The sequence below is a fragment of the Sorangium sp. So ce145 genome, assembly GCF_051525985.1.
GTDB lineage: Bacteria > Myxococcota_A > Polyangia > Polyangiales > Polyangiaceae > Sorangium > Sorangium cellulosum_B.
This window is the reverse complement of record NZ_CP150315.1, coordinates 10,478,988-10,499,423: the sequence shown is the minus strand read 5'-3', so window position 1 is coordinate 10,499,423 and position 20,436 is coordinate 10,478,988. Positions and strand designations below refer to the sequence as shown.

18 protein-coding genes are annotated in these 20,436 nt (G+C 72.4%); 11 read left to right on the top strand and 7 right to left on the bottom strand.

What is annotated here, in order from left to right:
* Positions 1–814: 814 nt before the first annotated feature.
* Positions 815–2,041, top strand: coding sequence for an ROK family protein (locus WMF34_RS39030; RefSeq protein ID WP_437990971.1), 1,227 nt, complete (start codon positions 815–817; stop codon positions 2,039–2,041).
* An 11-nt stretch (positions 2,042–2,052) separates the two neighbouring features.
* On the opposite strand, the gene WMF34_RS39025 is transcribed toward WMF34_RS39030, so the two are convergent.
* Both WMF34_RS39025 and WMF34_RS39020 read right to left on the bottom strand, forming a co-directional pair.
* Positions 2,053–2,481, bottom strand: a complete 429-nt coding sequence (locus WMF34_RS39025) for a membrane spanning transport protein (protein ID WP_437990970.1) — start codon at positions 2,479–2,481, stop codon at positions 2,053–2,055.
* Positions 2,482–2,496: 15 nt separating this feature from the next.
* Entirely contained in the window at positions 2,497–3,276 is a 780-nt protein-coding gene (locus WMF34_RS39020) for a helix-turn-helix domain-containing protein (protein ID WP_437990969.1), read from the bottom strand.
* Between the two features lie 103 nt (positions 3,277–3,379).
* Between WMF34_RS39020 and WMF34_RS39015 the strand changes: the two genes are divergently transcribed.
* The gene (locus WMF34_RS39015) at positions 3,380–3,583 is read left to right on the top strand and encodes a CopZ family metallochaperone (protein WP_437990968.1); all 204 of its coding nucleotides are present in this window, start codon (positions 3,380–3,382) and stop codon (positions 3,581–3,583) included.
* 57 nt (positions 3,584–3,640) lie between these two features.
* Positions 3,641–5,020 (top strand): GH1 family beta-glucosidase, encoded by a 1,380-nt coding sequence (locus WMF34_RS39010; RefSeq protein ID WP_437990967.1) that lies wholly within the window; start codon positions 3,641–3,643, stop codon positions 5,018–5,020.
* A 284-nt stretch (positions 5,021–5,304) separates the two neighbouring features.
* On the opposite strand, the gene WMF34_RS39005 is transcribed toward WMF34_RS39010, so the two are convergent.
* Positions 5,305–5,625, bottom strand: a complete 321-nt coding sequence (locus tag WMF34_RS39005) for a hypothetical protein (protein ID WP_012240270.1) — start codon at positions 5,623–5,625, stop codon at positions 5,305–5,307.
* A 161-nt stretch (positions 5,626–5,786) separates the two neighbouring features.
* Positions 5,787–7,994 (bottom strand): protein kinase domain-containing protein, encoded by a 2,208-nt coding sequence (locus tag WMF34_RS39000; RefSeq protein ID WP_437990966.1) that lies wholly within the window; start codon positions 7,992–7,994, stop codon positions 5,787–5,789.
* Positions 7,995–8,108: 114 nt separating this feature from the next.
* Here WMF34_RS39000 and argS point away from each other — a divergent pair, with 114 nt between their 5' ends.
* Together argS and WMF34_RS38990 are read left to right on the top strand one after the other, a co-directional pair.
* On the top strand, positions 8,109–9,842 hold the full coding sequence (argS, locus tag WMF34_RS38995; RefSeq protein ID WP_012240268.1) for an arginine--tRNA ligase: 1,734 nt from the start codon (positions 8,109–8,111) through the stop codon (positions 9,840–9,842).
* 170 nt (positions 9,843–10,012) lie between these two features.
* Complete coding sequence (locus tag WMF34_RS38990) at positions 10,013–11,245, top strand: choice-of-anchor L domain-containing protein (RefSeq protein WP_437990965.1); 1,233 nt, start codon at positions 10,013–10,015, stop codon at positions 11,243–11,245.
* A gap of 80 nt (positions 11,246–11,325) precedes the next feature.
* On the opposite strand, the gene WMF34_RS38985 is transcribed toward WMF34_RS38990, so the two are convergent.
* Positions 11,326–11,838 (bottom strand): hypothetical protein, encoded by a 513-nt coding sequence (locus WMF34_RS38985; protein WP_437990964.1) that lies wholly within the window; start codon positions 11,836–11,838, stop codon positions 11,326–11,328.
* Between the two features lie 444 nt (positions 11,839–12,282).
* Positions 12,283–12,660: a hypothetical protein gene (locus WMF34_RS38980; RefSeq protein WP_012240265.1), complete on the bottom strand. Its 378-nt coding sequence runs from the start codon at positions 12,658–12,660 to the stop codon at positions 12,283–12,285.
* A gap of 198 nt (positions 12,661–12,858) precedes the next feature.
* On the opposite strand from WMF34_RS38980, the gene WMF34_RS38975 reads away from it, so the two are divergent.
* The 4 genes from WMF34_RS38975 to WMF34_RS38960 all read left to right on the top strand — a co-directional run bounded on the left by WMF34_RS38975 (position 12,859) and on the right by WMF34_RS38960 (position 17,205).
* Positions 12,859–14,670, top strand: a complete 1,812-nt coding sequence (locus WMF34_RS38975; protein WP_437990963.1) for an ABC transporter ATP-binding protein — start codon at positions 12,859–12,861, stop codon at positions 14,668–14,670.
* 108 nt (positions 14,671–14,778) lie between these two features.
* Positions 14,779–15,234 carry a helix-turn-helix domain-containing protein gene (locus WMF34_RS38970; RefSeq protein ID WP_044966860.1) on the top strand — a complete coding sequence of 152 codons (456 nt, stop codon included), beginning with the start codon at positions 14,779–14,781 and terminating at the stop codon, positions 15,232–15,234.
* Positions 15,235–15,517: 283 nt separating this feature from the next.
* Complete coding sequence (locus tag WMF34_RS38965) at positions 15,518–16,837, top strand: serine/threonine protein kinase (protein WP_437990962.1); 1,320 nt, start codon at positions 15,518–15,520, stop codon at positions 16,835–16,837.
* A 224-nt stretch (positions 16,838–17,061) separates the two neighbouring features.
* Complete coding sequence (locus WMF34_RS38960; RefSeq protein WP_157907218.1) at positions 17,062–17,205, top strand: hypothetical protein; 144 nt, start codon at positions 17,062–17,064, stop codon at positions 17,203–17,205.
* Positions 17,206–17,310: 105 nt separating this feature from the next.
* Here WMF34_RS38960 and orn read toward each other — a convergent pair whose 3' ends face one another.
* The gene (orn, locus tag WMF34_RS38955) at positions 17,311–17,874 is read right to left on the bottom strand and encodes an oligoribonuclease (RefSeq protein WP_012240261.1); all 564 of its coding nucleotides are present in this window, start codon (positions 17,872–17,874) and stop codon (positions 17,311–17,313) included.
* Between the two features lie 120 nt (positions 17,875–17,994).
* On the opposite strand from orn, the gene WMF34_RS38950 reads away from it, so the two are divergent.
* Positions 17,995–19,227: an acetyl-CoA C-acetyltransferase gene (locus WMF34_RS38950; protein ID WP_012240260.1), complete on the top strand. Its 1,233-nt coding sequence runs from the start codon at positions 17,995–17,997 to the stop codon at positions 19,225–19,227.
* Complete coding sequence (locus WMF34_RS38945; RefSeq protein WP_437990961.1) at positions 19,224–20,342, top strand: cation diffusion facilitator family transporter; 1,119 nt, start codon at positions 19,224–19,226, stop codon at positions 20,340–20,342. The genes WMF34_RS38950 and WMF34_RS38945 overlap by 4 nt, the downstream gene beginning before the upstream one ends.
* The last annotated feature ends 94 nt before the right edge of the window (positions 20,343–20,436 follow it).

Here is a 20,436-nt window from a genome sequence, read left to right as displayed (position 1 = left end):
GAGGAAGCGGCCCGGCGCTCCGGGCGTCTCCTCGGCCATGCGCATCGCGCGCGAGCTGGGCAACGCGTCGCTGCGCGATGTCGCCGTGTCTTCCAACGCGTCGAGCCCTGGCTCGACCTGGGGTGACAGTGCGTCGGCATGTCAGGACTCCAGCGCCTTGACGATCGCTCCCCTTCATACCCCACGGCGTCTGCGCTCATCGACCCGGTGTTTGCTCGCTTTCCGCGTTTGCCGTTTGTCGTTCATTGAGCGTCGATTGCCGATGAGCGCCTGCCGTCTGTCATCCACCGCTTCTCGTTCGTTGCCGTCTGCAATCGGTGTTCCCTTGGAGAAGAGATGAGCCCGCCCGCCGCGGAGCTTCGCGGCGTCGCGGGAGCGGGAGCGGGGCGATCGCCAGGTCCGGGCGGGTCGGACGCCGAGAGGACCGCGTGCTCCCTGTTTCCACCTCACATGCGGCGATGCGGCGTTCCGCCACACGGGGGTGCGGGCTGTAGGAGCCCATCCCCCGAAGCGGGGCAGTTTGCTACGTGGAAGGCCGGAGGGGCGCTGCGCCGGCGGCCGTCCGGGCAGCGACGATTGTGATGCTGACATAAGCCGACGCGCCGCGGGGTGGAGCGGCGTCGAGGCAGCGACGCGCAGGGTGGACGAGAGGAAGCGGGAAGACGTGCGGGGAGAGGGTGGAAGCGCCGGGAACCACGGGTGAGACGCGGAGACGCGCGGGAGACCACGCTCGCCGCGCGCGCTTTCGTGACAGCTCGGTTGCGACCCCCCTTGCTTTTGCTGCGGGAGGACGGCTAAGTCTGGTTTTGCTCGAATGGTCCGTGCCAACGACAAGACGGCGAACAACCGCACCCCTCGGGAGCTCAACCGCTCCCTCGTCCTCGACCTCGTGCAAGAGCACGGCCCGATCTCCCGCACGAACCTCGCGCGGTTGAGCGGGCTCACCAAGCCGACGGTCTCGGCCATCATCGAGGAGCTCCTCGACAGCGGCAGCGTCCGCGATGTCGGGACCGAATCGCGCGGCGGGCGCCCAGCGCGGCTCCTCGAGTTCAACGACGACAGCGCGGCCTTCCTCGGTATCGAGATCGGTGTCGAGCAGACGGCCGTGGCCGTGGCCGACGCCCGCGGGCGGCTGCGGGCGCGGCTGGAGCAGCCCACCGTCCTGCGCGATCCGCACCGGACGGTCCGCGATATCGTCGAGCTCTTGCCGAAGGTGCTGCAGCTGAGTGGGGTGCCGCGGAAGCGGCTGCGCGGCGCCTGCGCGGTCTTGCCCGGGCTCATCGAGCGGCCGAGCGGCGTCTGCGTGCTTGCGCCCAACCTGGGCTGGGAGCGGTTCCCTGTGCGCGCGGAGCTCAGCCGCGCGCTTCGCATGCAGGTGCCTGTGTACAACCTGCCTCAGGCAGCGGCGGTGGCGGAAGGGGAGCTCGGCGCGGCGCGGGGGCACGCGTCATATGTGTGGATCTACGTCGGGCTCGGCGTCGGCGCGGGCCTCGTCGCCGATGGACGCCTGTTCTTCGGGATGCAGGGGTACAGCGGGGAGATCGGCCACTGCCGCGTTGCGGACGACGGCCCTCCTTGCGGCTGCGGGCGCCGCGGATGCCTGGAGACGTTCGCCTCGGTCATGGCGCTCCGGCGCGCCGCGGAGGCGGCGTCGGCGCGCTCACCCCAGCTCGCCGCGCTCGCTCGCCCGCACGCGGTCAGCGCTGTCGCGAGCGCGGCGCTCGCCGGCGACGAGAGCGCCCGCGCGATCTTCCACGACGCGGGCGCGCAGCTCGCGCGCGGCATCGCGGTCTTGCTGAACCTGCTCAACCCCCAGCTCATCGTGCTGGGTGGCGAGCTGCTGGCCGCGCCCGACATCCTCCTTGCAGGCGTGCGCGAAGGGCTGCCGCGCCACGCCGTCCGCGGCGCGGACGTGCCGGTCGTCGCCTCTCCGCTGGGCAGCGAGGCCGGCGTGCTCGGCGCCCTCCTGCTCGCGCGCGAGGGCGCGGTTCGCTCGCTCCGCCTCGTGCCCGACGGCGTGCTCCAGGACATCGCGCCGTAGGTGATGGGGCTCTAGGCGAGCGAGGCGCGCTCTCCGCGCGCCGGGTCGCCCTTCGGGGCGGGCGATCCGGATCGCCCCTCGGCGAGGAGCGGCGCGAACGCGTGGCGATCATGCCAGGTGAGGGCGCCGAGCAGTCCGAGGAGGACGACGGCGTTGATGCTGGCGCGGGGGTCGAGCAGCAGGTGGAACAGGGCGATGTTCACCACGACCGGCCATAACAGCGCGAGCGCGAGGGGGCGGCGGCGGTCGAGGAGGAGCAGGACCGCGGCGGCGATCTCGACGACCTTGACGGCGAGGATGTAGCCGCTGTCGACAAGCAGCTGGATGAACGGGTGGAGCGGCTCGGGGACCGGCACGATGCGCACGAATCCGTTGATGCCGCCGAGCAGGACGATGAGGCCGAGGGCGACGCGGGCTGCGCCGACAGCGCGGGGGGGCATGGATCCTCCTTGGGTTCAGGGGATCACCATGGCTCCGGCCGTGGCCTCGGCTTGTACGAAGCGGCTGCGAGCGATCGAGCCCGGAGTGCGGCCCAGCGTGGCGACGATCGCGCGGGCCAGGTGGGGCTGGTCGTGGAAGCCGCCGGCGAGCGCCGCCTGCGCCAGCGGGGCGCCGTCCATGAGCGCGCCGATGGCCGTCCGCACGCGCAGGAAGGTCACGTAATCGCGCAGCGGGTGGCCGAAGGCGCCGTGAAACAGGTGGGAGAGCCGCGAGCGAGAGAGGCCCTCCGCGGCGGCGAGCGGCCCCAGCGCGGGGCGGCCCGGCGCCTGCTCCGCCAGGCGGCGCATGGCGCGGAGCACGCGGCGATCGACCGGCGGGCCGCCCGGCGCGAACGCACCGGCGCACGCCTTCATGAGCGCGTGCGTCGCCGCGTGATCGAGCCCGCCCCGGAGCACGTCGCGCGCCGCCGCGCGGGCCCGATCGGCCTGCGCGCCTTCGAGGACGAGCACCCGCCCGCGGGCGGCCGCCTGCGCGCCGGCGCCGAGCCCCTCGGGCGCAAGAAAGGTCGTCACCGTCGCGCCGGGAGAGCCGATGGAATGGGCGACCCCGGCGCCGGTGAGCACGGGCGCGCGCACCTCGAACGGCCGCCCGACCTCGGCCTCGATCTCGAGAGGCCCCTCGACCGGCACCACCAGCTTGACCAGGTGGAGCGCATGGCGGCGCGTCCCCCCGGCGCCCTCGATGATGTGCACGCCGCCGTGGCCGACAAGCGCCGTGTGCTCGAGAGCCGTCACGCTGGAGAGCACATCACGCGGGCGCAACCGGCGCAACCGGCGCAACCGGCGCAACCGGCGTGCCCTCGTTGACGCTGCTGCATCGAGCGGGCATAAGGGGGAGATGCGCAGAATCGCTATCGAAGGGATGACCTGCGGCCACTGCGTCCAGGCGGTCTCGAAGGCCCTCGCGAAGGTCCCTGGCGTGACGCGGGTGAGCGAGGTGAGCCTCGAGCGCGGAGAGGCGGTCGTCGAGGGGAGCGCGGCGGCGGAGGCCCTCCTCGCGGCCGCGCGCGAGGCCGGCTACGAGGCGCGCGACGCTGGCTGACGCCGCGGTGCGCTGCGGCGCCGGAACGCGGCCGCCTTTGGTATGGTGGCGGCCACCATGACGCGACAGCAGAGCGAAGAGGGCTTTCCGGAAGGGTTCCTGTGGGGCGCCGCCGCGGCGTCGTACCAGATCGAGGGCGCCGCGCGCGAGGACGGCAAGGGGCCGTCCGTGTGGGACATGTTTTGTAGGAAGCCGGACGCCGTGTGGAACGGCCAGACGGGCGACGTCGCGTGCGACCACTACCACCGGTACCAGGAGGACGTCGCCCTCATGCGCGACATCGGCCTCCGCGCCTATCGACTCAGCACCTCGTGGCCGCGCGTCCTCCCGGAGGGCACGGGCGCCGTCAACGAGCGCGGGCTCGCGTTCTACGATCGCCTCGTGGACGCGCTGCTCGAGGCGGGCGTCGAGCCCCACATCACCCTGTTCCACTGGGACTTTCCTCTCGCGCTCTACCACAAGGGCGGGTGGCTGAACCGCGACAGCGCCGACTGGTTCGCCGAGTACACGAGCGTCGTGGTCAGGAAGCTCGGCGATCGGGTGAAGGACTGGATGACGCTCAACGAGCCTCAGGTGTTCGCCGGCGCTGGCCACTACGAGGGGCGCCACGCCCCCGGCGACCGGCTGCGCTTCGCCGAGGTGCTCCGGGTCTGCCACCACGTCTTGCTCGCGCACGGCAAGTCGGTGCAGGCCATCCGCGCGGCGAGCCCCGGGAGGAGCAACGTCTATTATGCGCCCGTCGCGCAGGTGAAATACCCCGCGACCTCGTCGCCGGAGGATCTGGAGGCGGCGCGCGCGGCCACGTGGTCGGTGAACGCGCGGACCACGTGGACCAACACGTGGTGGATGGATCCCGTGTTCTTCGGCAGGTACCCCGAGGACGGGCTCCGCCTGTTCGCGAACGATCTGCCCGAGGTCCGGAGCGGCGACATGGAGATCATCGCGCAGCCGGTCGATTTCTGCGGCGTGAACGTCTACTGGGGAGTCCCGGTGCGCGCCGGGGCGAACGGCGCAGCCGAGGTGGTGCCCCACCCGGTGGGACACCCGATCACCGCGTTCGAGTGGTCGGTCACCCCCGAGTGCCTCTACTGGGGGCCCAGGTTCTTCTACGAGCGGTACAAGCGGCCGATCGTGATCACCGAGAACGGCCTGTCGACCCGGGACTGGATCTCGCTCGACGGGAAGGTGCATGATCCCCAGCGCATCGATTTCATGGCGCGCCACCTGATCGAGCTGCGCCGGGCGATCGCCGAGGGCGCGATCGTGAACGGCTACTTCCACTGGTCGATCCTGGATAACTTCGAGTGGGCTCACGGCTACAAACACCGCTTCGGCCTCGTCTTCGTCGACTACCCGACGGGCCGGCGCGTCCTCAAGGATTCGGCGCACTGGTATCGTGAGCTCATCGCCTCGAACGGCGCGACCCTCGGGGGGTGAGGAGGCCTCGTCGCGCGCCGCGACTCGATAATCTGCGGCGTTAACCAGGCTCGGTCATGCTCAGGACACGAAGCCCGCCCCCGCTCACCAACGTGAACGTGAACGTTCGGATATAGGAGAACTCGGCGCGAAGCTTGGTTAACGCCGAGGGGATGATGGGGTGGTCGTGAGCTCCGCCGACCGCAGAGCGAAGGCGGTGTGAGGAAAGGCCATTCGCCCGTGATCGCCGGGCGAACGGCCGTGTCGCCGGCGCCCGCTCCTCGATAAAGCGCCTCGGGCCGCTCTCAGGAGGCGATCGGCTCGTCGCCGTCTTCGTCCTCGTCGTCGTCTTCGTCGTCTTCGAGCGACTCGTCGCCTCCGCCCGCCAGGTCGTACCCGTGCGGATCGAACTCATCGAACATGGCCTGCAGGCGCTCGCTCAGGGAATCCCACGTGTCCGGCGGCTCGCTCGCCTGGCGGTCGCGCTCGGCGAGGGCGAGCGCGGCGGCGACCACCGCCGTCAGCGGGCGCGCGTCCTGGAGCACCGCGACCTTCGAGGCGTCGCCGCTGCACGCGTAAGCCAGCAGATACGCCCTGTAGATCTCCTCATTCGTCTTGTCGCTCATTCCTGATCCTTCGTCCTTGTCGTCCGCGCGCCGACGGTCGCCCCGTCGCCGTGCTCTGGCCTCCTGGGCGCCGTGGAACCCGGCGGCGCGAGCCTAGCCCATCTCGGCGGCCCTCGGGGCCGCGTCGCGCCGGGAGCCCGCACCACGCGGGCGCGGTCGGCTCAGTAGCGCAGCCGGTCCCGCAGGGCGCGCACCGCGCGCTCGAGCCCCTCGTGGTGGTGGAAGCAGCACTGCCCGATGCGCGGCTGGCACTGCGACGAGCGGAGCATCTCCAGGAACACGAGCGCGCGCGCGTCCCCCTCGAGCGCCGCGCGCTCGAAGAGCGCCTCCTTGCGCCGGCAGGGGGCCTCGCGCAGCGCCACGGCGATGCGCAGCGGGACGCTCGCGCGCTTCAGCACCTCGGGGCGGCGGAGCAGCGCGGCCGCGCGCTTTCCGCCCTGCGTGCCCCCGTAGCCGCTCCAGATCTCGTAGGCGATGTCGAGGCCCTCCGGGCCCAGGCGGCTCTCCAGCGCGTCGAAGATCGCGTCCGCGCGGCCGCCGGTCCGGTACGAGCTCTTCACGGCGACGGCGGCCGCGGCCGTCATCACGTCGCGTTGCTCGAAGGCGGCGCGATCCTTCTCGAGCAGCGTGAGCAGCGCGCTCTCCGCGTCGCCCCACCGCTTCGCCCGGACCGCCGCCACGAGGCGCTCGCGCTCGGCCGGGAGGCCGGCGGCCTCGATCGGCTCCGGGCCGGCGAGCGCCGCGCCCGCGTCCGGCGCGCCCGCGTCCAGCGCCGGCGCGCCCGCGTCCGGCGCCGCCGCGCCCGCGTCCAGCGCCGCCGCGACGTCGGCCGAGCCAGGGGCCGAGGCGCTCGCGACGGGCGCCTCGGAGGGGGCTTGCAGCGGGGCGCCGAGGGCATCCTGCGCCTGGGCGGCCGGCGCCCCCTGCGCCTGGACGGCCGGCGCCCCGGCAGGGGCCGTCTGCGCCGCTGCGGGCGCCGCCTGGAGCTCCGGGCCGGCGGCCGCCGGGGCGCCCGCGCGCAGCCAGTCTGCGCCCGCGGGCAGCCGGCCGAGGAGCAGCGCGCCCGCCGCGCCCATCGCGGCCACGGCGGCCACCCCGAGCATCCAGCCCCACGCGCGCCTCCTCGCTCGTGGCCGGCCTCCTGCCGCCCCGCGCGCTACCTTCCCGGGCGCCTCGCCGTCAGCCCCGGCGGCCCCGAGCTGCAGGCCGGACGCGTCGGCCTCGGCGCTGCCGGTCGCCGCCCCGCCAGCCGCGCCGCCCCTGGCCGCAGCGCCGCCGGCCGCGCCCGCGCGGTCTTGCCCTGCCGGCAGCTCGGGCGGCATGGCGTGCGGGATCGCGCGCAGCGGGTCGCTGAGCCGCCACGCCCCGCTCGAGAGCGGCTCCTTCCAGGGGAGGAGGCCGAGCGCCTCGGACCTCGGCACGGCCGCGTCGAGCGCCGCGAGCAGCGCGCGGGCGTTCGCGGGGCGCTCCGCCGGGTCCTTGCGCAGGATGCGCATCACGAGCGCCTCGAGCTCGCGCGGCGCCGCCGTGCCCGGGGCGCGCAGACGGAGCGGCGGCGGCGCCGTGTGGAGCTGCTCGCGGAAGATCTCGACGGGCAGGATCGCGTCGAACGGGTGCTTCCCGGCGAGCATCTCGTAGAGGATGAGCCCGAGCGCGTAGAGATCGGAGCGCTCGTCGACGTGATCCATGCCCTGCGCCGCCTCGGGCGCCATGTACGCGAGCGTGCCGAAGACCATGCCGCTCAGCGTGATCCGGCCGGCGTCGGGCCGCGCCTCGCTGCTGTGCGCGTCCGTCGTGGAGAGGCGCTCGATCGGCACCTTCGCCAGGCCGAAATCGATGAGCTTCACGGCGTCAGTGCCGTCCTCGACCATGACGTTGCGCGGCTTCAGATCGCGGTGGATGACGCCGCGCTCGTGCGCCGCGGCGAGCGCCGCCGCGATCTGCCGCGCGATCTCCGCGGCGCGCGGGGCGGGCAACGGGCCCTTCTTGATGATGCGATCGAGCGTCGTGCCGCGGACGTGCTCCAAGACGAGGAACCGGGAGCCGTCGGGGAGCGTGCCGAAATCGGTCGCCGAGGCGATGTTCGGGTGCTGGATGTGCGCGCCCGCGATCGCCTCGCGCTCGAAGCGCGCCGTGAGCTCCGGGGAGCCCTTCGCCGCGGGCAGGAGGAGCTTCACCGCCAGCCACTTGCGCAGGAGCAGGTGCTCGGCCTTGTAGACCGCGCCCATCCCGCCCGTCGCCACGAGCTCCACGATCCGGTACCGGTCCGAGAGGACCGTCCCGACCAGCTGGGCCGCCGCGTTCTCCGCGAGCGCGTTGCTCGCGGCGGGCGGCGGATCGCCGGGGGCAGGGGGCGGGGAAGCGCTCACGTGAGGCGTGAACTGTCCGGCCTACCCCGATTTTTGTCAAAGGTGCGCTGATGTGGCGTGGCCGCGCCGGCTTGCCTATTGAATTGGCCGGGCGCCCGGGCCAAAGGATGCGCCATGGCCGATCCCGTCCACGCCCTCGCCCGCGCATTCCAGGCGGCGATCACCACCGCGTTCGGCGCCGAGCACGCCGCGGTTGATCCTTCCCTCCGCCGCTCCACCCACGCCGACTACCAGGCGAACGCCGCCATGGCGCTCGGCAAGCGCCTCGGCAGGCCGCCGCGCGAGGTCGCGGCGGCGATCGTGGCGGCCCTGGAGCTCGACGGGATCTGCCGGAAGGTCGAGATCGCGGGCCCCGGGTTCGTGAACCTGACGCTCGAGGACGCGTACCTCACGCGCGAGCTCGCCGAGACGGCGGGCGGCGGGCGGCTCGGGATCGCGCCCGCGGCCGAGCCCGAGACGGTGATCGTCGACTACTCGGGCCCCAACGCCGCGAAGGAGATGCACGTCGGCCACCTCCGCAGCACGATCATCGGCGACGCCCTCGCGCGCGTGCTCGAGGCGCTCGGCCACCGCGTGATCCGCCAGAACCACCTCGGCGACTGGGGCACGCCGTTCGGCATGCTGATCGAGCACATGCTCGACCTCGGCGAGGCCGCGGCCTCGCAGGAGCTCTCGGTCGGCGATCTCAACGCGTTCTACCGGCAGGCGCGCGCCAAGTTCGACGGCGACGCGGCGTTCGCCGAGCGCTCGCGCCGGCGGGTCGTGCGGCTCCAGGGTGGCGACGAGCAGACCCTCGCGCTCTGGCGGCAGCTCGTGCGCGAGTCGACGCGCTACTTCGACTCGGTCTACCGCCGCCTCGGCGTGACCTTGACCGACGCGGATTTCGCCGGCGAGAGCTTCTACAACCCGATGCTGCCCGACGTCGTCGAGGAGCTCGGTCGCAAGGGGCTGGCGCGCGAGAGCGAGGGAGCCCTCTGCGTCTTCCCGGCCGGCTTCACCGGCAAGGGCGGCGAGCCGCTGCCGCTCATCGTGCGCAAGCAGGACGGCGGCTACGGCTACGCCACGACGGATCTCGCGGCGATCCGCCACCGCCTCACGACGGTCGGCGCGCGCCGGATCGTCTATGTCGTCGGCGCGCCGCAGAGCCAGCACTTCGCGATGGTCTTCGCGACCGCGCGCGAGGCGGGCTGGCTCACCCCGCCGGCCCGGGCCGAGCACGTGGCGTTCGGCTCGGTGCTCGGGGCCGACAAGAAGATGTTCAAGACGAGGAGCGGCGACACCGTGAAGCTCTCGGACCTGATCGACGAGGCCACGGAGCGCGCGGCGAAGGTGGTGCGGGAGAAGAACCCCGACCTCGACGCCGAGGCCGCTGACGCCGTGGCGCGGTCGGTCGGCGTGGGCGCGGTGAAGTACGCCGATCTCTCGAGCGACCGGATCAAGGACTACGTGTTCGACTGGGATCGCATGCTGGCGTTCGAGGGGAACACGGCGCCCTATCTGATGTACGCGCACGCCCGCATCCGGTCGATCTTCCGGAAGGCCGGCGTGGAGTCGCCGCGCGAGGCCGGGATCGTGCTGAGCGAGCCGGCGGAGCGGGCGCTCGCGCTGGAGCTGCTCCGGTTCGGCGCCGTGCTGGAGGACGTGGCGGCCACGCTCGAGCCGCACCGCCTGTGCGGTTACCTGTTCGAGCTCGCGGGATCGTTCACGAGCTTCTACGAGCGCTGCCCGGTGCTCCGGGCCGAGAGCGACGACGTGCGCCGCTCGCGCCTCGCGCTCTGCGATCTGACGGCGGAGGTGCTGGCGAAGGGCCTCGGCCTGCTCGGGATCGAGGCGCCGGAGCGGATGTAGCGCGTCCGGCAGCGGCGCCCGACCCTGCCCGCGTCCGGCGATCGCGCATCCGCCCGAGGATGCGCATCTGCCTGAGCTGCGCGTGCCTGCCCGCGCATTCGAACCGAGGTTGCGCTCGCCCGCTCGAGGTTGCGCGCGACGTCGGTCCGTTCCCTCTGGCAAAGTGCAGCATGATCGAACAACGGTTGGCTCTCCCCTGCGCCGGCATGGCCGTGATGGCGGTGCTCGCCGTCGCATTCGGGTGCTCCGCGGTGGGCGGCGCGTCCGCGCCGGGGGGTGGGGGAGACGGGCGCGAGGAGCCCTCGGAAACCATCGGCGAGGACGGCCCCGGCGGGCTCGATGAGCCGGGCGAGCCAGGGCTCGGCCCCGGTGACGCAATCCCCGTCACCGATCCCAACGTGGATGGCGACGGGGACGGGTTCACGCCCGCGGAGGGCGACTGCAACGATGTTGATGGAAATGTGAATCCAGGCGCGATCGAGGTCGAGGTCACCGAGCCTGACGCGAACGGCCAGATCCCCGCGCCGGCGGACGAGGATTGCAACGGTGTGATCGACGACGTGCCGCCGCCGTGCGACGAGGGTCTCTCGCTGGAGGACTTCGATCCGGCGAACGGGGCCAGGGCGATCGACCTGTGTGCCGTGGCGTCTCGCGAGGACAGGCGGTGGGGCGTGCTCTCCGCGAGGTATGTCCGCGGGGACGGCTCGCCTGCAGAGCGGTCGCCCGCGGTAGGCCTCTTCGATGGGTTCGGCCCCAACGTGCACGTGCAGGGCGGCGCGCGCCTGCTCGCGCTCTCGACGGGGAGCGCGCGCCTGCCTGGCCACCCCGACGCCTGCTGGTCCGGGAGCTGCTCGAGTTATGGTCCCGGCACCGCGCCGCCCGGGTTCCCTCAGGACAACCCTTCCTGTCCTCCGTCCAGCTTCATCAACGACGACGTCGGCCTCGAGGTCGTCCTCCGCGCGCCGACGAACGCGACCGGCTACGAGTTCCTCTTCAAGTTCTATACGTTCGAATACCCGGAGTGGGTCTGCGAGGACTTCAACGATCAATTCGTCGCGCTGGCGACGCCCGCGCCTCCCGGGTCGTACAACGGCAATCTCTCGTTCGACGGGGAGGGAAGGCCGGTCAGCGTCAATATCGCGTTCTTCGATGTCTGCGACGGATGTCCGCTCGGCTCGGACGAGCTCGTGGGGACGGGGTTCAGCCCGCGCCGCGACGGCGGCACCCGGTGGCTCAAGACCCGCGCGCCGGTGCATGGAGGCGAGGAGATCTCGCTCCGGTTCATCCTGTTCGACACCGGCGACGATCGCTTCGACTCGACCGCGCTCATCGATGGCTTCCGCTGGATCGCGACCGGCGGCACGGTCAGCCTGGAGACGGTGCCCGCGGTCCAGTTCCTCTGAGGCGAGGGGCGCTCCTCCCCGCGCCGACGCCTCGTCGGCGTGCGGTCGCGAGGCCTGGTCGCCTCGCCGGGCGCTCCGGGCTACCGGCATGCCCGGCAGTCCCCCCCGCAATCCACGGCGAGCTCGCTTCCATTCAGGACCCCGTCGTCGCACGAGGGCGCCTGGCAGACACGCTCCCTGCACACGCCGGACCCGCAGTTCTCGCCGGTGAGGCACGCCTCGCCCGCGGGGCAGAGCGGGCACGAGCGCGTGCCGCAGTCGACGCCGGTCTCGAAGCCGTTCGCCACGCCGTCGACGCAGGTCGGAGCCTGGCAAACCCCCAGGCGACATACGCCCTCCTTGCAGTCGATGCCCGTCTCGCAGGAGGCGCCGAAGCCGCAAGGCTTGCACGAGCCGCCGCAGTCGCGGTCGGTCTCTCCTTCGTCCTCATCCGTGACGTCATTGCTGCAGTGCGGGGGGATGCAGGCGTCCGCCGTGCAGGTCCAGCCCTTGAGACACTCCTCGCAACTCCAGATCTGGATGACACCACCACTCCCCTCGCAGGAAAGGAAAAAAGGCGCCGTCAGCCCCAATGCAATGACGCGTCGAAGCATGGTGCTCGCTCTTCTCGTAGTTGATGGTCTGGTGACGATGACAGTACATCATACACGGGCATCGAGGGCACCGATCTGGCTTTTGCGCGCGGATTTATAGCATTCCGGACTGGTGGTCCGGATTGTCAAATAATCGACATGAAGAGGTCCTCGGCGTGCGAGCGCCCTGATCCGACGCCCGGAGATCGGACACGCAGAGACGGGACGTGCAGAGTAAGGCGGGTGAGGAGAGGGGAGGGGGCTCATCCACCACGCGCCACGCGAGAGGGGCCGCAGCGGCCGTTCTCTACGGATCGGCGGGAGCGCGCCGCTCGATGGCTCTCGCGCCCGACAGGACCGCACCGAGCGCGCCGGCTGGACGGTGATGGGAAGAGGGGGCCGTGAACGCGCCTGGGCTCCTTGACGGGGCGGCGCGCTCGGAGCGCGAGGCGGCGCGCGCCGCGCTCAGGTGCGGGCGGCGGCGCGGCGCGCCGTGATGAAGGATCGCACGCAGAGGGCGACGTAGCCCGCCGAGAGGACGGCCATCACGGACTGGGCGATGACGGCCGGGGGGCGCGCCACGTCGCCGCCGGAGAGCAGCGTCGGCAGCTGCGTCAGGCCGCGGGCGGAGCCGAGGAAGCCGAGGACGCCGACCATGGCCGACGCGTGCATGGCGTGCATGCGGTACCTCTCCTGTCGCGCGAGCAGGCCGAGCCCGATCGCGACGACCCCGAAGCCGGCCGGGATGAGCGCCGTCCGCGCGCTCGTCGCAGCGAATCCGCCGACGCCGAGCGCTGTGAGCAGCGCTCCGTAGCCCATGGTCAACGTGGACATGCTCGACATGAAGAGCCTCCTTTTCTTTCGGAGGCCCGGGATACCGCGCCGGGCGCGCGTCCGCCACCGCATCCGCCCGCCCGCCCGCCGCCCGACCGCGACCGCGACCGCGGCCGCCCGTGGTCGCCGCGCTCGCGTCCCTCAGCCCTCGCGCCCTCGCGGGTCTTCGCGGGCGGAGCGCCGCGGCGTGGTTAGAATCCGCCGTCCATGCTCGGCCTCTCCCGCCTGCGGGACAGCTTTGCCTACACACCACGGACGCTCCAGCTCGTCTGGCGCTCGTCGAAGGCGGCGAGCGTCGCCCTCGGCGCGCTCACGCTCGCCGCGGCGGCGCTGCCGCTCGGGGTGGCCTACGTGGGAAAGGCGATCACGGACGCGGTGGTCGCCCGCGACGAGCGCGCGGCGCTCGTGTGGGTCTCGGTCGAGCTCGGCCTCGTGGCCGCGCTCGCGCTCGCGCAGCGCGGGCTCTCGCTGACGCGGCAGCTGCTCGGCGCGCGGCTCTCGATCGACATCCACGGGATGATCCTCGAGAAGGCGCTCTCGCTCTCGCTGGTCCATTTCGAAGACCCCGAGTTCTACGACCAGCTCACCCGCGCGCGCCGCGAAGCGTCGTCTCGCCCCGCCGCCGTCGTGACCGAGAGCTTCTCCCTCGTGCAGAACCTGATCACGCTCGCGGGGTACGCGGCGCTGCTCGTCGGGTTCAGCGCCCTCGCGGTGCTCGCGCTCGTGCTCGCGGCCGTCCCCGCCACGGTCGCCGAGGCGCGCTTCTCCGGCGCGGCGTTCCGCCTCCGGAACTGGCGCTCTCCCGAGGCCCGCCGGCTCAATTACCTGGAGTACGTGCTCGCCAACGACGGCCACGCCAAGGAGGTGAAGCTCTTCGGGCTCGGGCCGACGTTCCTCGAGCGGTACAAGGCGCTCGCGGCGTCGTTCTACCGGGAGGACAGCGCCCTCGCGGTCCGCCGCGCCGGGTGGTCCTATGGCCTGTCGCTCCTCGGCACCGCCGCGTTCTACGGCTGCTATGGCGCCATGGCGGCCGGCGCCGCGGCGGGGCGCCTCTCGCTCGGCGAGATGGTCCTTTACGTCGCCGCCTTCCGGCAAGGCCAGCAGGCGTTCCAGGCCGTCCTCGCCGGCGTCGGCGGCATGTACGAGCACAACCTCTACATGTCGAACCTCTTTCAGTATTTGTCCATCCCGACCGGCGAGCCGCCCGCGCCGCCGGCCGGCCGCGGAGACGCGCCTGCGCCGCTTTCTGCCGACGGCGCGCGCGACCGGGGCGTGCGGTTCGAGGGGGTCGGCTACCGGTATCCTGGCCAGTCGCGCTGGGCGCTCCGGGGGATCGATCTCCACATCCCGAGCGGTCAGAGCCTGGCGCTCGTCGGGCACAACGGCGCCGGAAAGACCACGTTCATCAAGCTGCTCGCGCGGCTGTACGAGCCCACCGAGGGGCGAATCCTGCTCGACGGCAAGGATCTCCGCGCCTGGGAGCCCGACGCGCTCCGCCGGAGGATCGGTGTCGTCTTTCAGGACTTCAACCAATACCAGCTCACGCTGCGCGAGAACGTCGGGCTGGGCAGCGTCGAGCACCTCGCGGACGAGCCGCGCGTCGCGCGCGCGGTCGCCGAGGGCGGCGCCGACGAGGTCGTGACGGTCGTGCCCGGGGGCCTCGACGCGCAGCTCGGGCGCTGGTTCAAGGGCGGCGTCGAGCTGAGCGGCGGGCAGTGGCAGAAGGTGGCGCTCGCGCGCGCGTTCATGCGCGAGCAGGCCGACATCCTCGTGCTCGACGAGCCGACCGCGGCGCTCGACGCCGAGGCCGAGCACGCGGTCTTCCAGCGGTTCCGGTCCCTGTCCAAGGGGCGGACGACCATCGTCATCTCTCACCGCTTCCCGACCGTGCGCATGGCCGACCGCATCGTCGTGCTCGACGGCGGGCGCATCGTCGAGGAGGGCACCCACGACGAGCTCGTCGCCCGTGGCCAGCGCTATGCCCGCATGTTCGCGCTGCAGGCCGAAGGGTACCTGTAGCGCCGCCGCGCGGCGCGCTCGGCGCGCCGGCGAGCGGGCGCGCTCCTCACGCGGGGTGGCCTGCCTTCTCGGGGGCTCGGGCGAGCTCTGCCTGCTAGGCTCGCGCTCATGCGCGACACGCTCCCCAAGGAGGTCGGCCAGGCGGTCCACATCCTCCGGTTGCTCCGTGGGCTCAGCATGCAGGAGTTCGCGGAGCGGGCGCAGCTCTCGGCCACGTACCTGCGGCAGGTCGAGCGCGGCGAGCGGGATCTCGGGCTCGGCGCCCTCGGCCTGATCGCCCAGGGGCTCCAGTGCGAGCCGCGCCTCCTGCTCCCCGGCGACGGGCGCAGCCCTGTCGCGTCCATCGTGGCAGAGCGCTTTGACCAGGCCGAGGAGACGCTCCAGGGCGCGATCCTCTTTCTGCTCATGGAGCCTGACGACTCACCGAGAAAGCAAGCAATGCTCGCCCTCGCCAGCGAAGATCCGGAGCGCGCACGCCCGGCGGCTCCGCCCAAGTCGCCCCGCCCGGAGCGCGCTTTTTCAGGGCGTATTACTCCGCCGTCGAGCCGTCGTTCCGGAAAGTGATAGACCCGCCTCGCGCGCTCCGTGGCGCCGGTCCGCGCTGGCGACGGCTTCCGCGCGCGTGAGACCTCTGTTACTGTCTCCGCCAACCGATGTTCCCCGCGCCGTGTCCGGGGGAGTCATGGACTCGAACCTCGTGCCGGAGGTCCGACGCAGTGAGCAGAATCTTTTGGGCTGATCCAACACCGCAGCCAGCATTGAAGAACGCGCGCCGCGCCGTCCTCTCCTTCCAGCGCGCGAGGCCTGAATCCTCCGTGCCCGCCGCGCGGATCGAGGCGGAGGGGCCATGGTGATCCTCGGACAGGAGTTCGCGGGGTACACCATCGTCGCGAGCCTCGATTCTCCCGCTCCGGCGGAGGCGTATCGCGCGCTCGACGCCGATGGCCGCGAGGTGACGCTCTATGTCCGGGAGGGCATGGGCGTCGACGCCGATGCGTTCCGCGGCGCGCTGGAGAGGCTCCTCTCGCTGTCTGCGCGGGTGCACGGCATCGTGCCTGTGATCGCGGGCGGGATGGAGGGAGACGCGGGGTGGGTCGCCGCCCGGCAGAGCGACGATCCCTCGGTGGAGGATCTGCTGCCCCGGCTTCGCTCCGTCGCGTACGAGCTCGTCGTCGACGTCGCGCGGACGCTCGGCGCCGCGCACGCGCTGGGGCTCGCGCACGGGGATCTCGGCCCGCACACGGTGGTGATCACCGGCCAGGGCGCCGCTGTCCTGAGGGCGTTCGGGCTGCACCTGCCGTTCGGGGCGCCCGACGACGCCATGGCGGATGCGGCGCGGTACCGGGCGCCGGAGCTCTTCAACGACCCGCATGCTCGCGCGATCGATGCGCGAACCGACGTCTACGGGCTCGGGATGCTGCTGTATTGCCTCCTCGGGGGTCAGCGCCCGTTCGACGGCCGCGACGATCTGGATATGTGCGCGCTCGACGAGGTGCCGCCGCCGCTCGAGGGGGTGTCGTCCCAGGTGAACGAGGCGCTGACCCGGGCGCTCGCGAAGGACCCTGACGCGCGGTTCCAGACGGTCCACGAGCTCATGGCCGCCGTGCGGCCGCTGCTCGTGGGCGCGGCGCCGCTCGCGGGGGGCGCTCCGCCGCCGAGGGGGCCGCGCCCGCAAGGAGCGGCCGCCCCGTCGCCGCAGGAGTCGGCGCCGGATACGGAGCGGAGCGTGCCCGCTCCGGCGTCCCGCAACACGCTGCCCACCGGGACCCTGCCTCCGGAGGCCATGCGGCACCCCGTCGTCGAGATCGCCGCGCCGCGCTCGCGCAGCAACGTCCTGCTGGCCGGCGGAGCGCTGCTGCTCGTCGCGCTGACGAGCGCCGCCGTCGCGGTGCCGTTGAGCTCGTACATCGCCCGACGTGGGATGCCGCCCCCACCCGCCGGGCCGCCGGCTCACGTGAGTGATTCACATCACAATGAGCCGACAGCCTCCCCGGTACAGTGCGACCCCGGCGCCTCCGGGGCGGTGGCTCCTGTTGTCGAGGCGCCGGCGACGAAGGCCGGGGTGACGCGCCCTGTTGAGCCCGCCCCGCTCCCGCTGGTCGCGACTCCCGCCGTGGAAGCCAAGGGTAGCCCCGGGCAACCGTGGTACGGCGACCAGCTGTTCTAAGGCAATCCCGCAGGCCCGGTAGCAAACGACACCCCGGCGGATTGGGGCCGCCGGGGTGTCTACGCCGCAGACCTCGTGCCGGAGGCCTGGACGCATGGCTAGCCTACTCAATGCATTGCCTCGATCGATCGAATTTTCTCACGTAGCAGACACATTTTTGTTCGATTGCCAGCAGAGCCGGTTTTTCGGCCGGATTTGGGGCGGACGGCGGGCTGGGCGGGGACGTGGACCCGCCGACCGAGGTTGAGGGCGAGGCGCCGACCGAGGTTGAGGGCGAGGCGCCGACCGAGGTTGAGGGCGAGGCGCCGACCGAGGTTGAGGGCGAGGCGCCGACCGAGGTTGAGGGCGGGGACACCGACCGAGGTTGAGGATGCCGAGGTGGAGGGCGGGGACGCGGACCGGGGCGCCGACCGAGGTTGAGGATGCCGAGGACGCGGTCGGCCCTCAGGCTCCCCTCGCCTCACCGCGATCGCTCAGCGGAGCTCGTTCCCCGGGAGCGGCTGGAACACGTTTGCCCGGTACCACCTGAGCTCCTCGATCGACTCGCGGATGTCGTCGAGCGCGCGGTGGATCTCGCGCTTCTTGGGCGCGGCGCGCAGCGGATACCAGCGGCGCACGAGCTCCTTGAGCGTCGAGACGTCCACGATGCGGTAGTGCAGGAAGGAGAGGAGCTCCGGCATGTAGCGCTGCAGGAAGGCGCGGTCCTTCCACACGGAGTTGCCGCACAGCACGGCCGTCCCCTTGTCGCAGTGCGCCTCGAGGAACGCGCGCGTCTCGGACTCCGCGTCGCCGACCGAGAGCGTGGACGCGCGGATGCGCTCGAGGAGCCCCGAGCGCTCGTGGAGATCGCGGACGAAGTCGCTCATTCCCGCGAGGACGCTCTCCGGCTGGTGGATGACGAGGCACGGCCCCTCGGCGACCACGGTCAGGTCGGGCTCCGTGACGATGGTCGCGATTTCCACGATCGCACACGAGCTCTCGTCGAGCCCCGTCATCTCGAGATCGACCCACACCATGCGCTGCGACCGGTCCGTCATCGGCGGCGAGCATAGCCGATCCGCGCCGGCTCAGGTCCACCGAGACCCGGCGCGACCAGGCTGCCCCGGGAACGGGCGCTGTGCTAAGCACGGGCCGGACACCGGGCTCGGAGGCCTGTCATGCGAGACGTCTTCATCGTGGATGCCGTTCGCACGCCGCGCGGGCGCGGCAAGGCGGGCAAGGGAGCGCTCTCGGGCGTGCACCCTCAAGAGCTCCTCGCGCAAACGCTCAATCGCCTCGCCGAGAAGACCGGGATCCGCAAGCAGGACGTCGAGGATGTGGTCGTCGGGTGCGTGACCCAGGCGGGCGAGCAGGGCGCGTGCATCGCGCGCACCGCCATCCTCGCGGCCGGCTGGCCGGACGTCGTGACCGGCGTGACCGTCAACCGCTTCTGCGGCTCGGGCGCGCAGGCGGTGAACTTCGCGGCGATGGGGGTCATGTCCGGCCAGCAGGAGGTCGCCATCGGCGGCGGCGTCGAGAGCATGTCGCGCGTGCCGATGGGCTCGGACGGCGCGCCCCTCGACGGGAACAACCTCGCCCTCCGCAAGAAGCTCGCGATGGTCCCGCAGGGCATCTCGGCGGACCTCATCGCCACGATCGAGGGCTTCTCGCGCGAGGACGTCGACCGCTTCGCGCTGGAGAGCCAGCGCAAGGCCGAGCGGGCCGCGGGCGAGGGGCGCTTCGCGAAGAGCCTCTTCACGGTCGTCGATCTCGACGGCAAGCCGCTGCTCGACAGGGACGAGCACCCGCGGGCCGGGGCGACGATGGAGGCCCTCGCGAAGCTCGAGCCCGCGTTCGGAAGCCTCGGGTCGACGCCGATGGGCCCCGCAGGTGAGACCGTGGATGCGCTGGCGCTGGCGCGCTATCCGCAGGTGGCGTCGATCCGGCACGTCCACACGGCGGGCAACTCGAGCGGCATCGTGGACGGGGCGGCCGTCGTGCTGCTCGCGTCCGGCGACTACGTGAAGGCGCACGGGCTCGCCCCGCGCGCGAGGATCCGCGCCACGGCGACGGTCGGCGCCGAGCCGGTGATCATGCTGACGGCCCCCGCGCCCGCGTCGGAGCGCGCCCTCAAGAAGGCGGGCATGCAGGCGCGCGACGTCGATCTCTGGGAGATCAACGAGGCGTTCGCGGCGGTGCCGCTGCAGACGGCGCGCAAGCTCGACATCGACCTCGACCGCGTCAACGTGAACGGCGGCGCGATCGCGCTCGGGCACCCGCTCGGCGCGACCGGGGCCTGCCTGATCGGGACGGCGCTCGACGAGCTCGAGCGCGCCGGCAAGGCGACCGCGCTGATCACGCTGTGCATCGGCGGAGGGATGGGCGTGGCGACCATCCTCGAGCGGGTGTGAGCCGCTCCGGCGCGGCGATGGGGGTGCGCGACGATCACGGGAGCGCCTCTGACGAGCACCAGCACGGCCGCGGCGCTCGACGCGGCGGGGGGCACGATCACGGGCATCACCATGCCCCGGGTCACGGCCACGATCACGGCCATGACCACGACCACGGCGACCCGCAGCGCCACGACCACAGCCACGATCTCCGGCGCGCGCCGCTCCGCCGGCTGATCGCGGCGTTCGCGCTCACGACGTCGTTCCTGGTCGTCGAGGCGGCGGTCGGGTGGTGGTCGAAGAGCCTCGCCTTGCTGGCCGACGCGGGCCACATGCTCGCGGACGCCGCGGCGCTCGGCCTGGCCATCATCGCCCAGCGCATCGCGGCGCAGGCGCGGACGCGCGAGCGGACGTACGGCTTCCGGCGCGCGGAGGTGCTCGCGGCCTTCGCCAACGGCGTCGCGCTGGCGCTGACGGCGATCTGGATCTTCATCGAGGCGGCCCACCGCTGGCGCGCGCCCCAGGCGGTGCACGCTGAGGCGCTGGCGATCACCGCGGCGCTGGGGCTGCTCGTGAACGTGGTCGCGGCGCTGCTGCTCTCGACCGGCGAGCACGGGCACAACATCAACACGCGGGCGGCGCTGGCGCACGTGCTGTCGGACGCGCTCGGCTCGGTCGGCGCCATCACGGCGGGCGTGCTCATCCTCGCCTTCGGCTGGACGCGGGCCGATCCGGTGATCAGCGCCGCCATCGGCGCCCTCGTGCTCTGGGGCGGCTGGCGGCTCGTGCGCGACACGTCCCGCGTGCTCATGGAGGGCAGCCCGATCGAGATCGATCTCGCCCACGTCGAGGACACCATCCGGAGCGTGCCCGGCGTCGTCGACCTCCACGATCTGCACGTCTGGTCGATCTCCGACGGCTTCAACGTGCTCACCGTGCACGTCGTCCTCGCCAAGGGGCACCACGGCACGAACGTGGCCGCCGCGGTGGCCCGGCGGCTGCGCGAGAAGCACGCGCTCACCCACTGCACGATCCAGCCGGAGCCGCTCCAGGAAGAGCTCCTGGTGACGCTCAGGCGGCCGGGCGCCGGGGCGCCGGGCGGGGACGGACCCGCGGGCGACCGGAGCGGCGCTTAGAGCGGCGGTCACCCGCGTCGGATACGGGCCCATCTCGACGTTTTCGGTGCTCAGCGCACTGGAGTGCGCTTCCGCGCCGAAAACGCCGATCTGG